Origin of the sequence: Actinomyces timonensis (assembly GCF_040702965.1) — a bacterium.
Classification (GTDB): domain Bacteria; phylum Actinomycetota; class Actinomycetes; order Actinomycetales; family Actinomycetaceae; genus Actinomyces; species Actinomyces timonensis_A.
The window spans coordinates 2,122,431-2,137,777 of record NZ_CP159989.1; the positions used below are offsets into that span (position 1 = coordinate 2,122,431).

The 15,347-nt window shown below is 67.9% G+C and carries 11 protein-coding genes; 5 read left to right on the forward strand and 6 right to left on the reverse strand.

Annotated features, from left to right (window positions below; translation table 11 throughout):
• Positions 1-92: 92 nt before the first annotated feature.
• Positions 93-1,361 (forward strand): alpha-hydroxy acid oxidase, encoded by a 1,269-nt coding sequence (locus ABXS69_RS09235; protein WP_366180369.1) that lies wholly within the window; start codon positions 93-95, stop codon positions 1,359-1,361.
• Positions 1,362-1,688: 327 nt separating this feature from the next.
• A complete protein-coding gene (locus ABXS69_RS09240; protein ID WP_366180370.1) occupies positions 1,689-3,257 on the forward strand; it encodes an oligopeptide:H+ symporter in 1,569 nt (522 codons plus the stop codon).
• 177 nt (positions 3,258-3,434) lie between these two features.
• On the opposite strand, the gene ABXS69_RS09245 is transcribed toward ABXS69_RS09240, so the two are convergent.
• The 6 genes from ABXS69_RS09245 to ABXS69_RS09270 all read right to left on the reverse strand — a co-directional run bounded on the left by ABXS69_RS09245 (position 3,435) and on the right by ABXS69_RS09270 (position 10,726).
• Entirely contained in the window at positions 3,435-4,805 is a 1,371-nt protein-coding gene (locus ABXS69_RS09245; protein ID WP_366180371.1) for an aspartate aminotransferase family protein, read from the reverse strand.
• Positions 4,806-4,980: 175 nt separating this feature from the next.
• Complete coding sequence (locus ABXS69_RS09250) at positions 4,981-6,318, reverse strand: APC family permease (protein ID WP_366180372.1); 1,338 nt, start codon at positions 6,316-6,318, stop codon at positions 4,981-4,983.
• A 237-nt stretch (positions 6,319-6,555) separates the two neighbouring features.
• Positions 6,556-7,416 carry a universal stress protein gene (locus tag ABXS69_RS09255; RefSeq protein WP_366180373.1) on the reverse strand — a complete coding sequence of 287 codons (861 nt, stop codon included), beginning with the start codon at positions 7,414-7,416 and terminating at the stop codon, positions 6,556-6,558.
• Between the two features lie 30 nt (positions 7,417-7,446).
• Positions 7,447-8,874: an aminobutyraldehyde dehydrogenase gene (locus ABXS69_RS09260; RefSeq protein WP_366180374.1), complete on the reverse strand. Its 1,428-nt coding sequence runs from the start codon at positions 8,872-8,874 to the stop codon at positions 7,447-7,449.
• A gap of 272 nt (positions 8,875-9,146) precedes the next feature.
• Complete coding sequence (locus ABXS69_RS09265; protein ID WP_366180375.1) at positions 9,147-9,752, reverse strand: helix-turn-helix domain-containing protein; 606 nt, start codon at positions 9,750-9,752, stop codon at positions 9,147-9,149.
• Positions 9,749-10,726, reverse strand: a complete 978-nt coding sequence (locus ABXS69_RS09270) for a PucR family transcriptional regulator ligand-binding domain-containing protein (RefSeq protein ID WP_366180376.1) — start codon at positions 10,724-10,726, stop codon at positions 9,749-9,751. Before ABXS69_RS09270 ends, ABXS69_RS09265 begins: the two co-directional genes overlap by 4 nt.
• 192 nt (positions 10,727-10,918) lie before the next feature.
• Here ABXS69_RS09270 and gabT point away from each other — a divergent pair, with 192 nt between their 5' ends.
• From gabT to ABXS69_RS09285, 3 genes are all read left to right on the forward strand, one after another.
• A complete protein-coding gene (gabT, locus tag ABXS69_RS09275; protein WP_366180377.1) occupies positions 10,919-12,241 on the forward strand; it encodes a 4-aminobutyrate--2-oxoglutarate transaminase in 1,323 nt (440 codons plus the stop codon).
• Between the two features lie 81 nt (positions 12,242-12,322).
• Complete coding sequence (locus tag ABXS69_RS09280; protein WP_366180378.1) at positions 12,323-13,573, forward strand: Glu/Leu/Phe/Val dehydrogenase; 1,251 nt, start codon at positions 12,323-12,325, stop codon at positions 13,571-13,573.
• Between the two features lie 39 nt (positions 13,574-13,612).
• On the forward strand, positions 13,613-15,145 hold the full coding sequence (locus tag ABXS69_RS09285) for an NAD-dependent succinate-semialdehyde dehydrogenase (RefSeq protein WP_366180379.1): 1,533 nt from the start codon (positions 13,613-13,615) through the stop codon (positions 15,143-15,145).
• The last annotated feature ends 202 nt before the right edge of the window (positions 15,146-15,347 follow it).

Genomic DNA, 15,347 nt, shown 5'->3' on the forward strand with positions numbered 1-15,347 from the left:
GCGCCAGACCTGGACCAAGGTCTCAGCCCTATCCGATCGCCGCAGCGGCCATCGCCGGCTGCGGCACCGCCACCCGACGAAGAGGTACCCCTGTGGTGAAGCGCCAGTTCCCCAGACCATCCGAGGTCTTCGAGCTCCTGCAGTTCAAGACTCCAGACTTCAACGGACGCCGTCGGCGCCTCGCCGCGGCGCAGACGATCTGGGACCTTCGCGCCATCGCCAAGCGCAGCACGCCGGCCGCGGCCTTCGACTACACCGACGGCTCCGCCGACGAAGAGATCTCCTTGCGCCGCGCCCGCCAGGCCTTCCGGGACATCGAATGGCACCCGGACATCCTGCGCCCCGCGCCGGAGACCGACACCTCCTGCTCCATCCTCGGCGGCGGCTCCTCGCTCCCCTTCGGCATCGCCCCCACCGGATTCACCCGCCTCATGCAAACCGAGGGCGAGATCGCCGGGGCCGCCGCCGCCGGGGCCGCCGACATCCCCTTCAGCCTGTCAACCCTGGGCACCACGTCCATGGAGGATGTCGCCGCCGCCAACCCCACCGGCCGCAACTGGTTCCAGCTCTACGTCACCCGCCAGCGCGAGATCTGCTACGGCCTGGTCGAGCGCGCGCAGAAGGCCGGCTTCGACACCCTCATGTTCACCGTGGACGTGCCCACCGCGGGCGCCCGCCTGCGGGACAAGCGCAACGGATTCTCCATCCCTCCGCAGATCACCGCCGGGACGGTTCTCAACACGGCGATGTACCCGCGCTGGTGGTTCGACTTCCTGACCACCCCGAAGCTCGAGTTCGCATCCCTGTCGTCCACCGGTGGAACAGTGGGCGAGCTGCTCGACTCCGTCATGGACCCCACGATCTCCGACGATGACCTCGCCGTCATCCGCTCGATGTGGAAGGGCAAGATCATCGTCAAGGGGGTCCAGAACGTGCAGGACTCCAAGCGGCTCATCGACCTCGGCGTCGACGGGATCCTGCTGTCCAATCACGGCGGGCGCCAGATGGACCGCGCCCCCGTCCCCTTCCGCCTCCTGCCCGAGGTCCTGCGCGAGGTGGGCAAGGACGCCACGGTGATGATCGACACCGGCATCATGCACGGCCAGGACATCATCGCCGCGGCCGCCCTGGGATCGAAGTTCTCACTGGTGGGCCGCGCCTACCTCTACGGCCTCATGGCCGGCGGACGGGCCGGGGTGGACCGCATGATCGAGATCCTCTCCGATCAGATCGTGCGCACCATGCGCCTGCTCGGGGTCAGCGCCATCGAGGAGCTGGAGCCCCGCCACGTCACCCAGCTCACCCGGCTCGTCCCCGTGAGCCGCCAGGTCGCCGCGGCGGAGGCGAGCCTCAGCCGCTGAGGCCCCCGCATCCACGGCTCGCTTAGGACAAGGACGGGCCCGGCGTGCCGCTCCGGCCGGTCGACCCGGCGCGCCGCGACCAGCGACCCGGGATGCGGTCGGCTCCATCCCCACCCCACGGGGAAAACAAATCGTTACACCCCGGGGGTATCGTGCCCGCAGCCCTCGCGCCCGCGCGCCCCCGGCAGATCGCCCTCACAGCGGTCGCCGGGGACGCCGTCGGGCGAGGGCTGGACCACTGGACCCCCAGTGGCCCACATCACAGCATGGCGGCCCCGCCCACAAGGCGGGCGCCACCGGCCGTCTCACCCCCTTGAGGAGACACACATGACGACCGAGACCACCGCCTCGGCCACGGCGAGCCGGGAGCCCATCGCGTCCCGATGGACACCGACCACCCTGCGCACCGGCCCGTCCCGAGATGATCGCAGTCCCTTCTTCGGCCATCCCCGCGGCCTGCCGTGGATGCTCAACGTCGAGATGTGGGAGCGCTTCTCCTACTACGGGATGCGCGCCATCCTGCTCTACTTCCTCACCGACACGATCGCCAACGGCGGCCTGGGCCTGAGCACCAACACCGGGCAGGTGATCCTGTCCGCCTACGGCGCCGCCGTGTACCTGCTGGCGATCCCCGGGGGCATCTTCGCCGACCGCGTCATCGGCCCGTGGCTGTCGACCCTCTACGGCGGGGTCATCATCATGATCGGCCATCTGTGCCTCTCGGTCCCCGTGGCGCCGCTGGCGTGGGTCGGGATCGTATGCGTCGCCGTCGGAACCGGGTTCATCAAGCCGAACCTGTCGACGATCGTCGGCGGGCTCTACGACGATGATGACCCGCGCCGCGACGCCGGCTTCCAGCTGTTCTACATGTCGGTGAACGTCGGCTCCTTCTTCTCCCCACTGGTGACCGGCTGGCTCAGGGGCCACTACGGCTACCACGCGGGCTTCGCGGCCGCCGCGGTCGGCATGGCCCTGGCGCTCATGGCATTCATCTACGGACGGAGCAAGCTCTCCGCCTTCGCCTTCGCCGTGCCCAACCCGATCCGCGGCGCGGCCCTGACGCGCCTACTGCTGACCTGCGTCGGCGCGGTGGCCGGCTTCGCAGCCCTGGCCGGGGTCATCTTCGTCACCACCCACTCCCTGACCTCCGCGATCGCCTACGCCCTGTTCCTCGTCGCCACGGGCTCGTCGATCACCTACTTCGTCATCATGTTCCGCTCCCGCAGCGTCACCGCCGCCGAGCGCGGCCACCTGCGGGCCTACGTTCCCCTATGGATCGGCGCAGTCCTGTTCTGGATGATCTTCGAGCAGGCCGCGGGCAAGATGGCGACCTTCGCCGAGGCGCACACCGACGGCCGCACCCCCTTCTTCGGCTGGACCCTCACTCCCGAGGCCTACCAGTCGGTCAACCCACTGGTGATCGTCGCCCTGGCTCCTCTCGTCGGGTGGGTCTTCACGCGCCGAGCGGGCAAGTTCCCCTCCACGCCGGTCAAGTTCGCCTCGGCCGTCCTCCTCATCGGCCTCTCCGCCCTGCTCATGGGGCTCGGCTTCGCCACGTGGCCCGGTGACGGCGTGCTCTCGCCCTGGTGGTTCCTTGCCTTCGTGTTCATCGTCCAGACCATCGGCGAGCTGTTCCTGTCCCCCGTGGGACTGTCGACGACGACGGCGCTCGCCCCCAAGTCCTTCGCCTCCCAGTCGATGGCGCTGTGGCTGCTGGCCTCCTCCACCGGCCAGGGCATCGCTGCCGTCGTCATCGAGCGCACGGAGGGCATCGCGGACTCGACCTATTACTACGGCCTGGGCATCGTCACGATCCTCGTGTCGCTCGGCCTCTACGCCCTGGCCCCCTGGACGCAGCGACAGATGGCCGATGTCGGGGTCACCTCCCAGAACTAGGCGCGGCTGGGCCGCCACGGGCTCGTAGCAGGGTGGCTCCGGGTTCGCGGGGCGAAGGGCGCGAACGCGACGCCCACCCGCGCGAAGACCCGCGCTGATAAGCGCATGCCCACCACTCGAGATCGTGGGGGCCGCCGGAATCCCCGGCGGCCCCCACGAGATCGGTAGGCGCTCACGTCACCTGGCGGTGATCGCCTCGGCGAACTCCTCGAAGCAGTTTACGTAGGCGTCGATAGCCTCGTCCGTGTGCGTCACGGACAGCGTCCACTCCTCCTCGCGGCCCGGGGTCATGAAGATCCCCCGGTTCATGTTGAACAACCAGGCGAGATCGGACAGCGCCGCGTTCTGGTGCTCCTTGAAGGACTCGTAGTCGACAACCTTCTTGGGAGAGAAGGTGACGCACCCCTTGCCGCCAACGCCCACCGCATAGCCCGGAAGGTCGTAGCGCTCAATGACCTCCGTGCAGCCCTTGAGAATGCGCTCGTTGAGGTGGTCGAGGTGGGCGTAGGCGTCCGGGGTGAGAACCTTCTCGAGGTTGGCCCGCACGGCGGCCATCACCAGGGGGTTGCCGTTGTAGGTGCCGACTTGGTAGACGGTGTGGTCCTCCACCACGGACATGACCTCCTCGGTGCCACCGATGGCGCCCGAGGGCAGGCCACCACCGAGGGCCTTGGCCATGGTCACCATATCGGGAGTCACTCCGAAGCGCTTCGTAGCGCCGCCCGGCCCGATGCATAGGCCGGTCTTGACCTCATCGAAGATCAGCACGATGCCGTGTCGCCGGGTGATCTCGCGAACCTGCTCCAGATAACCCGGTTCCGGCAGCACGACGCCCAGGTTCATCATGGCCGGCTCCATGATGACGCAGGCGGGCTTGCGCCCCTCATCGGCCAGCCGGATGATGCGGCGCTCCATGGCCTCGGCATCGTTAAAGGGCACCGGCACCGTCATCTGGACGGTGGCGTCGGGGATTCCGCCTCCATAGGGAAGGGAGGCCAGGTTGTCGCGGTCGCCGATCTTGTCGTACTCGACGCCGATCGAGACCATGACGGTGTCGTGGTGCCCGTGGTAGGAGCCGAAGATCTTCATGACCGTGTCGCGACCGGTGTAGGCGCGCGCGATGCGGATGGCGTCCATCGTGGACTCCGAGCCCGAGTTCGTGTAGCGCCACTTCGGCAGCCCCCACCTGCTCGAGAGGTTCTCCGCCACGACCAGGGCGTCCTCAGTCGGGGCGGCGAAGTGGGTGCCCTTGGCGTACCGCTCCTGAACGGCCTCGCCGATCACCGAGTGGGCATGCCCCTGAAGCATCGATCCGAAGCCGTTGTGGAAGTCCCACATCTCATTGCCGTCGACGTCCCAGACCTTCGGCCCCTGCCCGCGCTCGAGGTAGATGGGCCAAGGATCGCGCAGCTGGTACGAGGAGGCCACACCGCCCGACAGACTGTTTCTCGCACGAGAGTACATGTCGCCGGATCCCTTGGTCCGCTCATTGAGGCGCTTCGCCTCGACCTCCGTCAGCTCAGCGACTCGTTCCATATTGATGCTCATTGCTCGCTCCTTCGTGGTCCGGCCTGGCGTCCACATGTCGTGTTTTTAACTCCGGTGCATCGATCAGAGTGTTCGTCGATGCGATCGAGATGCGATTCCTCTCAGCCCCTTCCACCGGCCTGGCGCGGACGGAGCCATTTGATGCGCGCGCGTGTTCGTCCCGGCTCACCGGCACTCACAAAGCAGCACTGGACAAGGAGGCTTCGCCGCTCTCAAAGGCGGTCGACGCCTTCGCCTCCTCGGTGACAGCGTCGGATCGTGCGATCACCTCCCCGCGGAAGAAAGCCGGCGCCCGGACGTACTGCACAAGCATCAGCACCGCGCCCAGGAGAATGAGGACGAGGGTGAGGACGAAGACGAGCCCGACGCCGAAGACCTGCGATCCCGACCCATAGCTCGGGTCGAGGGAGTCCTTGAGGGTCAAGCCGAGCAGCGAGAAGAGGATAAGGCCTCCCAGCCCCGGCGACACCAGCTTGAAGACGAAGCACCTCATCGATCGGAACCACTGCCCTCGAAAGTACCACACCGCGGCGAAGGCGGTGAGCCCGTAGTAGAAGGCGATCATGGCCCCCAGGGTCTGGACCGTGTCCCACAGGACGGTCGTGGACACGAAGCGCAGCAGCGTGTAAAATGCCGAGGCTGCGATCGCCGAGACGACTGTCGCACGACCGGGGGTGAGGAAGCGCGGAGAGATCTTGCTGAGATTCTCCGGCATCGCCCTGTAGTACCCCATGGACAGCAGGGTGCGAGCAGGAGAGACGAAGGTCGACTGCAGCGACGCCGCCGACGAGATCAGCACCGCCGTCGACATGAGGATCGCGAACGGCCCCAGGACCGGCCTGGCCAAGGCGAAGAAGACGTTATCCTGGATCGCAGGGTTTCCCAGTCCTATCCCGTCCTCCCCCATGCCTGCGAACATCATTGATGCGATCGTGACGAACATGTACACCGAGACGATGGTCATAACCGTGAGCACGGCAGCGCGTCCGGGGGTGGAGCTCGCGTTGTCCGTCTCCTCATTGACCGTCAGGGACACGTCCCAGCCCCAGTAGATGAACAGGGACAGGGAGACGCCCGCCACAAAGGTCCGCACAGAGTCGACGGCGAACGGATTGAGCCACTCGAGCCTGAATGGAGTCGGATTGACGGCGCTCCCGGTGAAGTACCGGAAGACGGCCACCGCGCCGAAGCCGAGGAACACCGTCAACTGAAATCCCACCAACCAGTACTGAACCTTCTGGGTGGTATTCATGTCGCGGTAAGCGATCCAGGTCGCCAGCGCGATGAAGACCAGGCAGGTGAGGGTATTGACCCACACGTTGTCGGCGAGCTCCGCGATGGCGGGCCTCCTGGTCATCTGCGCGATCAGCAGGTAGAAGAAGTCGACCGCGATGGCCGCGAGGTTGGACAGGACGACGACGGTCGCCACGATCAGCCCCCAACCGTTCATCCACCCGACCCACGGGCCGAAGGCGCGAGTCCCCCAGGTGAAGGAGGTGCCCGAGTCGGGCATCGCCGCGTTGAGCTTCTCGGTACCCGAAGGCGACCAGGAGCATCGGGACGAACCCGACGAGGAAGATCGCCGGAACCTGCTCGCCGACCTCTGAGGCCGTCGGTCCCAACGCGCCGGTGAGGGTGTACGGCGGGGCAATGCAGGACACGCCGATGATGATGGCGCCAAGCAGGCCGACAGAGCCCTTGGCCAGCCCTTTCCGCGATAGCCCACCCGCGGCGCCAGTGGTCGCCGCGCTCATGACCCGCTCCCGCCGTCGGCCGCGTCAGCCGGGACGGCGACGAGTGGCACAGGCAGGACGCGCAGGATCTTGTTGGCATCCGGCCCCAGGAACAGGCGGCCGCTCTGGGCCAGGCGCGCCGACCCCAGGAAGGCCAGCTCATTCCTGTCCCACTCCATGGCCAGCACGGCGGCGCTCATACCCGGGGCGCGGACGACCCGGACACGCTGGTCATCCAGTCCCTTCAGATCCAGGCGCACCTCAGCGAGGAGGGCTTCAGCCCGCGCCTCGATCTCCGTCGCGTCCTGCGAGCCATCGGTGTCCACCGTGACGAGGCGTAACGGGACACCGGCCCTGTCGGCGAATCTCCTGGCCGCGCTGAGCAGCCCCCTCCACCTGCCGGACTCCCCCAGCATCACCGTGATGCGCGAGAGCCCGTCGAGGGGGGCGTGCCTCATGCCGCGCGGGGACAGCGCGACCGGAACAGTCGAGGAGTTCAGCAGTGTCTGCCCCACGGAACCGAGAGACACCCGTCCCATGACCCCGTGACGGCCTCCGCCGGCCACGAGCAGATCGGCCTTGAGCTCCTCCGCCGAGGCGATGATCCCCTCGGGGAAGGAGAGGCTGTACCGCAGGTACTTGCTCACCGGCACACGAGGCCGGTGCTCCTCCATGATCTCCGTCATCCATTCGTCGACCTGCATCGCGACGACGTCCTGGAACGCGGGATCGGTGACATCGAGCATGTAGCGCCCGTCGCCGCCCTTGACGACGGTGACGAGATCGAGTGGGCACGAAAACGCTTCAGCCAGAGACACGCCCAGGTGATAGGAGTCTCGACCACCGAGCGAATTGGTGAAGGCCGTCAGAATGCGCATGGGGATGACCTCCTACTCGCTTGCGGCGCGTCACAGGGCGCTCATGACGTGCTTGATGCGCGTGTAGTCCTCCACGCCGTAGACGGAGAGGTCCTTGCCGTAGCCGGACCGCTTGAACCCGCCGTGCGGCATCTCCGCGACGAGAGGGATGTGGGAATTCACCCAGACGCAGCCGAAGTCCAGGTCCCGGCTGAATCGCAGGACACGCTGATGGTTGGTCGTCCAGATCGATGAGGACAGCGCGTAGTCAACGTCATTGGCCATGGACAGGGCCTCATCATCGGAGGAGAACTCCTGAACGGTCAGGACCGGGCCGAAGATCTCCTGCTGCACGAGCGCGTCGTCCTGCTTGAGCCCCGAGATGATGGTGGGCGCGTAGTAGTACCCGCTCTCACCGACACGGTGCCCACCGGTCAGCAGGTTGGAGTGGGCGGGCCTCTCCTCGACGATCTTCTGCACGGAGGCGAAGTGGCGGGCGTTGTTCAGGGGGCCGTAGAACGCCTCCTCCTCGGGAATCGGACCGGTTCGCAGGGACTCGGCGTGACGCACCAGCGCATCGGTGAGCTCCCCCGCGACCGAGGCCTCGACCAGGACGCGGGTGGCGGCGGTGCAGTCCTGCCCGGAGTTGAACATCCCCGCGGCGGCGATGCCCTCGGCAGCCGCCTCGATATCGGCATCGGCGAAGACGACGGCGGGGGCCTTGCCTCCGAGCTCGAGGTGGACGCGGGTCACGTTGCCAGCCGCCTGCTTGGCGAGATCCGCGCCCGCGCGCACCGATCCTGTGAGCGCGACCAGCCCGGGCACCGGGTGGGCGCTCATGAGGCGCCCCGTCTCGCCAGTGCCGAGCACCAGGTTGAAGACCCCGGGCGGGAGGATCTCACCGGCGATCTCAGCAAAGATGATGGCGCTCTCGGGCGTGTTGGCACTGGGCTTGAGCACCACTGTGTTGCCGGCGGCCAGAGCCGGTCCGACCTTCCAGATGAGCATCATGAAGGGGTAGTTCCACGGGACGATCTGGCCGACGACGCCTATGGGCTCTCGGCGGATCTGCGAGTTCAGCCCCTCGGCGTACTCACCCGAGGCGACACCCGACTGGATGCGGGCGGCTCCAGCGAAGAACCGCAGCTGAGAGGCGCCCGTCAGCACCTCCTCCGCGCGGATCATCTCAGCGAGCTGACCGGTGTTGCGGCGCTGAGCCTCAACAAGGCGATCGGCATTGGCCTCCAGGGCCTCTGCGAGCCGGAGCAGGAGCGCCTGCCGCTCTGCCGGCGTCGTCAGTCGCCAGCTCTCGAAGGCCTTGAGGGCGGCATCGTAGGCCGCATCGACGTCGGCGGCCCCTGAGACCGGGCACTGCGCCACGGCTCGTTCCGTCCGGGGATCTACGACCTCGAACGCGGTGTCGGTGGCTGCCGCGACGAATCTTCCGTTAATGAAATTCTGGAGGAGGGGAAGGCTCATGTGAATCACTCCGCTTCTTGGCATCGGCGGGACGTCAGTGTCCAGGTGAGAGGTGTCGAGGTGAGAGGTGTCGAGAGTCGAGCAACCAGACGGCTCGGGCCTCTACTGCCCAAGCCCATGCAGGATCCATGCCGGCCACAACGCGGGCTAAAGTCCTACGTGGCAGCCACATGGTAGACACACACAGCCAAGTATGTCGAGCATCACGTCCAGCGCTCCAGAGATCCGCGCCAAAACAGGGAAAAGTGACCCACCCACGAGGAGACGAGTCGTCACTTCCTCAAATAATGTGATGCAATCCACAAGTTGGCCCGCTGTTCGGCATCCTCGATGTCGACGCCGAGCGCCCGGCGCAGGCGCACAAGGCGCGCCGAGACCGAGTTGCGATGCACCCCCAGACGGTCGGCGATGCGCTGAACCGCCCCTGCCTCGCTGAGGTAGATCCGCAGCAGCTCGAGCATCTCAGGCTGCTCGACGACGGCCCCGAGTCGAGCGCGGGCGAAGGCGCGGGCCTTGTCCTCGTCAAGGAGGTCCATGACCGACGGCGGCCCTGAGGCCTCCCAGCGCGCCGCCTGCCCGAGCCGTCGAGCGCCGGCACACACAGACAGAGCCTGCTGCGCGGCCCGCGGCAGGTCGGTGATGCCGGCAGAGCCACTGACCCCGATCCGCATCCGCCCCGTCCATGGCGTGACACGGCCATCTTCGAGAAGCGCGGGAACGAGCTCGGCCTCCCCAAGGATCATCAGGCGGGCCCCATCCCAGTCCGCGCGCCACAGAAGCCCCTCCCCCACCGAGGCCCCCCGCGTCTCGACGAGCAGCCGGGCCAGCGCCGAGGCGAGCCCGGCAACGGCGGCGCCACCGCCCTCGAGGCAGATCACACGCCACTGATGATCAAAGCCGCTACCGGCCATCGGACGCCGCGCCGGGGATGGGAGGCGATTGAGGACGAGCTCCTGGACCTGCTCGGCCAGGGCGAGCCCCTGCACGGGCTCACCCGCCAGGAGGTGCCCGGCAGCAGCTCCACCAGCTGGAGGAGCCATCCGGTGAACGCCTTGGAGGACTCGGCGATGAGATTCAGGAACGACCAGGCGAGGTCGACCCCCAGAGTCTGGGCGCGCGTGAGCGCCCCCCGATGAACGGTCGCCAGATAGTTCTCGGGCTCACCGGTGACGCCGACCGGGCGGACGACCAACCGCATCTCACCGAGCCCCACCGCCCCGGCTCCTCGCATCCCTCCCGCGCGGATCCTGTCGATGCACTCGGCGACCTCGTCGTCGACTCCGGGAGCCGCCGGGCCGAAGGGACCGACAACCGCGCGCCCCGTGGCGTCCCGCAGGGACACCTCCCCCCGGAGGATCGATGCCAGGGCGCGCATGATCGCGCCCTGGCTGTCCTTGGCGGCCGCGCGCGTCAGCTGCTGCAGGACGAGGGTCTCCTCATCCCCCGCCCCCTCGGCGCCCGCATCGGGCCCGCCCCCCTGAAGCATGGCCCCCACCTCACGGCTGATGGAGGCGAAGGAGACCTCGAGGGGGACCTCGAGGAGATTGAGCCGCACGACCCGGCAGGCCTCGCGCAGATCCTCGGGCACGGCGTCGAAGACGATGCCGGTTCCCAGCCCGAGCGCGGCGACCCCCGCCTCGACCAATGAGGCCGCGTACTCCCGCCACGTGCTCACCCCGGCATCCGCCATGACGAGGCCCGTGGTGAGAACGAGCTCACCGCCCTCGAGGTAGGACGCCGGCTGGAGGAGCTCGGTCGCAACGACCCACCTGACCGCGGCGCTCGGCGCGGGCAGGAGCACCTCGCGGACCCCCAGGCCCGCTCGATTCGTGAGATCCGACACCAACAGCATGTCTGGATTCAAGCACGGTTCTGTGCATTACGCACAGGATTCACAATATTTTGTGCATCATGCTTAGGCGCTCAGCCCCAGAGGCGGGCATATTCTGAAGCAGTACTCAAAGCCGAGCACGTTTCTACGACACCCCGGAGCGCCCTGCTCCCATGCAGGCCTCCGCCCGTCACGACATCCTGTGAGGTCCACATGGCAACGCTGCCCCAGACCATTCATCTCGCCACTCCCATGCCCGGCCCCGAGGCCAGCGCCCTCAACGAACGCGCCAGTACCGCGCTCCCACGCGCCCTGGCCGCCGCCATGCCGACATTCGCGCGGCGCACGGACCGCGGCGTCCTGGAGGACGTGGACGGCAACCGTCTCATCGACTTCGGATCAGGCATCGCGGTCACAACCGTGGGAGGCGCGGCGGCACCCGTCGTCGCCGCGATCCGGGACCAGGCCGAGAACCTGACGCACACCTCCTTCGCCGTCACGAGGTACGCCGGATACGTTGAAGTCGCCGAGCGCCTGAACGCCCTGACCCCGGGCGGATTCCCGAAGAAGACCGCGCTGTTCAACTCCGGGGCGGAGGCCGTCGAGAACGCCATCAAGCTCGCTCGCAAGCACACCGGCCGCCAGGCAGTCGTCTGCTTCGACCACGCCTTCCACGGACGCACCTCCCTGACAATGGGGCTGACGGCCAAGGTGTCCCCGTACAAGGGCGGCTTCGGCCCCTTCGCCCCGGAGCTCTACCGGGTCCCCGGCTCCTACCCGTACCGCGACGGGCTGGACGGCCAGGCCGCCGCCGAGCGCACGATCAGTCAGATCGAGAAGCAGGTGGGGGCGTCCTCTGTCGCCGCCGTCATCATCGAGCCAATTCAGGGCGAAGGCGGGTTCATCGTTCCGGCGCCCGGCTTTCTCACCGCGCTCCAACGCTGGTGCCATGACAATGGCGCGGTCTTCATCGCCGACGAGATCCAATCAGGAATCGCCCGCACCGGGGCGTGGTTCGCCTGCGAGCACGAGGGAGTCGTCCCCGACCTGGTGACGACCGCTAAGGGCCTGGCCGGGGGCATGCCGTTGTCAGCAGTCACCGGTTCGGCCGAGATCATGGACTCTGCCGGGCCTGGCGCCCTCGGCGGCACCTACTGCGGCAACCCCCTGGCCTGCGCCGCCGCCCTGGCGACCTTGGACATGATCGAGGAGCACGGTCTCCTTGAGCGGGCCGACGCGATCGGCAAGACCGGCCTCCGCCTGATGGAGCGTTGGAAGGCGGAGGACCCGCGCATCGGCGAGGCCCGGGGCAGGGGCGCCATGATGGCCCTTGAGCTCGTCGCCCCCGTCTCGCAGGCACCCGACGCGGCGCTGACCGCCGCCGTCGCGGAGACCGCGCGCTCACGCGGTCTGATACTGCTCACCTGCGGCACCTACGGCAACGTCATCCGCCTGCTGCCGCCCGTCACCATGCCCGACGAGCTGTTCACCGAGGGCATGGGGATCCTTGAGCAGGCGCTCCGAGACCACTCCTGATCCCCTCTTCCACCCACGCCTCAAGGCCTTGCCGGCCTTCGGATCACGATCCGCCACTCGACCAACCCAGGAGGTATTTCCATGTCCTCGACCCCTCACCCCCTCGACGATGCTCGGACGCAGCTCGCCGAGGCCATCCAGTTCCTCGGTTTTGACGACGGAATGCGCCGAATGCTCGAAACCGCCCGCAAGGAGGTGACGGTCGCGATTCCGCTGCGACGCGACGACGGCACGATGGACCTGCACATCGGGCACCGCGTCCAGCACAACATCTCTCGTGGCCCGGCGAAGGGAGGGATCCGCTACTCCCCCAACGTGGACCTCAACGAGGTGCGGGCGCTGGCCATGTGGATGACATGGAAGTGCGCTCTTCTCGATCTGCCGTACGGCGGAGCGAAGGGAGGGGTCCAGGTGGACCCGCAAGCCCTCTCGACACGAGAGCTTGAGCGCCTGACCCGGCGCTACACCTCGGAGCTGATCCCTCTGATCGGGCCAGGCAAGGACATCCCCGCCCCCGACATGGGGACCGACGAGCACACCATGGCTTGGATGATGGACACCTACTCGGTGGCCATGGGGCACACCGTCCTGGGGACCGTCACGGGCAAGCCGGTCAATCTCGGCGGATCACAGGGACGGGCCGCAGCCACCTCCCGCGGCATCGTTTACACCACTCTCAACGCGATGGAGAGCCTCGGCCTGAGGCCCTCGCAGTCCACCGCGATCGTTCAGGGCTTCGGCAAAGTCGGCAGGGGCGCCGCCCGCTTCCTGCATGAGGCGGGCGTGAAGATCCTGGCCGTGGCGGACGTCTACAGGACGATTCGCAACGACAAGGGCATTGACATCCCCGCGCTCGAGGCCTTCGTGGATGAGACCGGTACCGTCGACGGGTTCCCCGGCGCGGATCCGATCCCTCCGAGCGAGCTCTTCGCTATTCCCTGTGACGTGGTCGTCCCCGCGGCGATCGAGGGGGTCATCACCGATCAGACCGCACCGACGATCGATGCCAAGCTGATCGTCGAGGGCGCCAACGGCCCGACGACGCCCGCGGCCGACGCGATCCTGGCGGACAAGGGGATCCTGGTCGTGCCGGACATTCTCGCCAACGCCGGTGGCGTCATCGTGTCCTACTTCGAGTGGGTCCAGGCCAACCAGTCCTACTGGTGGACCGAGAATGAGGTCAACGAGCGCCTCCGCACCAAGATGGACAGGGCATGGGACGAGGTCACGACCTTCTCCCGGGATCACGGGCTCTCACTGCGCACCGCCGCGACGACGATGGCGGTCAAGCGCGTCGCCGAGGCCCACGTCTCCCGCGGTCTCTACCCGTGATGAGCGACAGGCGGAAGTCCATATTCAGGGAGCACTAGCATGACTGAGACAAGACCCAGAGCGGCGGCTGGCACAGCGGCGTACACGACCCTCGGAGCCCACCCGGCTCTGGCCGACTACCTGCGCGGAATCCACCCCGAGGAGGGGATCCTCCTGGGCGGGCGGATGATGGCCGCGTCCGACGGGGGGACCTTCGACGTCGTCGACCCCGCCAGCAACGCCGTGTTCGCGCGCTGCGCGGACGCGACTCCGGCGGACGCCGCGCGTGCCGTCGACGCCGCCTCCGAGGCGCTACCGGCATGGAGCGCCACCCCACCCCGGCAGCGCGCAGAGCTGCTGCGGACCCTGTTCAACCTCATGGTGGAGCAGGCAGAGGAGCTCGCAGTGCTCATCAGCGCGGAGCACGGCAAGTCGCTGGACGACGCCAGGGCGGAAGTCCTCTACGCGGCGGAGTTCTTCCGGTGGTTCTCCGAGGAGGCGGTGCGCACCGAAGGCGGTTTCGGCCCCTCCCCGGCAGGCGGGACTCGCACGATCGTCACTCACCGGCCGATCGGGGTGGTCGCCATGATCACCCCCTGGAACTTCCCAGCGGCGATGGGGACCCGCAAGATCGCCCCAGCCCTCGCCGCCGGGTGCACGGTGGTCCTCCGCCCCGCGTCCCTCACGCCTCTGACGGCGGTGGCGCTGGGCCATCTGATCCTGAGGGCCGGCGTGCCCGCGGGCGTGGTGAACATCGTACCCTCGAGCCGTGCCGCGGAGGTGTCGACGACGTGGCTCGAGGACCCTCGGGTCCGAGCCGTCTCCTTCACCGGGTCAACCCAGGTCGGTCGTGTGCTCATGAGGCAGGCAGCGGAGAAGGTGCTCGTGTCATCCATGGAGCTCGGAGGGAACGCTCCCTTCGTCGTGGCGGCCGACGCCGATATCGACGCCGCGGTGACGGGCGCCGTTCAGGCCAAGCTCAGGGGAGGCGGCGAGGCCTGCACCGCCGCCAACCGCTTCTACGTCCACCAGGATGTCGCCCAGGAGTTCACCGAGAAGTTCTCCGTTGTCGTCCGCGACCTGAGGGTCGGACCGGCGCTGGCGGAGGAGGCGAACCAGATCGGCCCGATGATCACGACTCATGCCCGTGATGAGATCAACGCCCTGGTGGACGGGGCGGTGGCAGGGGGCGCCGTCGTGCACGCCGAGTCGTCCTGGCCCAAGGACTCCCCAGGAGCGTTCATGCCGGTGCGGGTCCTCACGAACGTCGCCCCCGACGCGGAGATCGTGCGCACCGAGATCTTCGGCCCCGTCGCCCCGATCGTCACATGGGACGATGAGGACGAGTTGCTGACGTGGATCAATGACACGGACTACGGGCTGGCGGGCTACGTCTTCTCCCGCGACCTCGGGTGGGCCCTGGGCCTGGCCGAGCGCATGGAGGTCGGGATGGTCGGCGTCAACCGCGGGCTCGTGTCTGATCCCGCGGCCCCCTTCGGCGGCGTCAAGCAGTCCGGTATCGGGCGCGAGGGCGCGCGCGAAGGGATCCGTGAGTTCCAGGAGACTCAGTACTACTCGGTTGCCTGGAGCTGACGGGCCGCGCCCGATCAGCGCGCGACCGTCGCGATGCTCCCCAGGTCGAGGGGGTCTCAGAGCATCGCGAGCAAGCGCGCTCCTGGGGCCACTGGCTCACCGCGTCCAAGCCGCTGGCCCAAGGCCAGTCGCGCGCCACGCGCGGCTAGGGAGCGCATCGAGCCGGTTGTGGAGTCGGCCCGCGGGTCGACTCCACAACCGG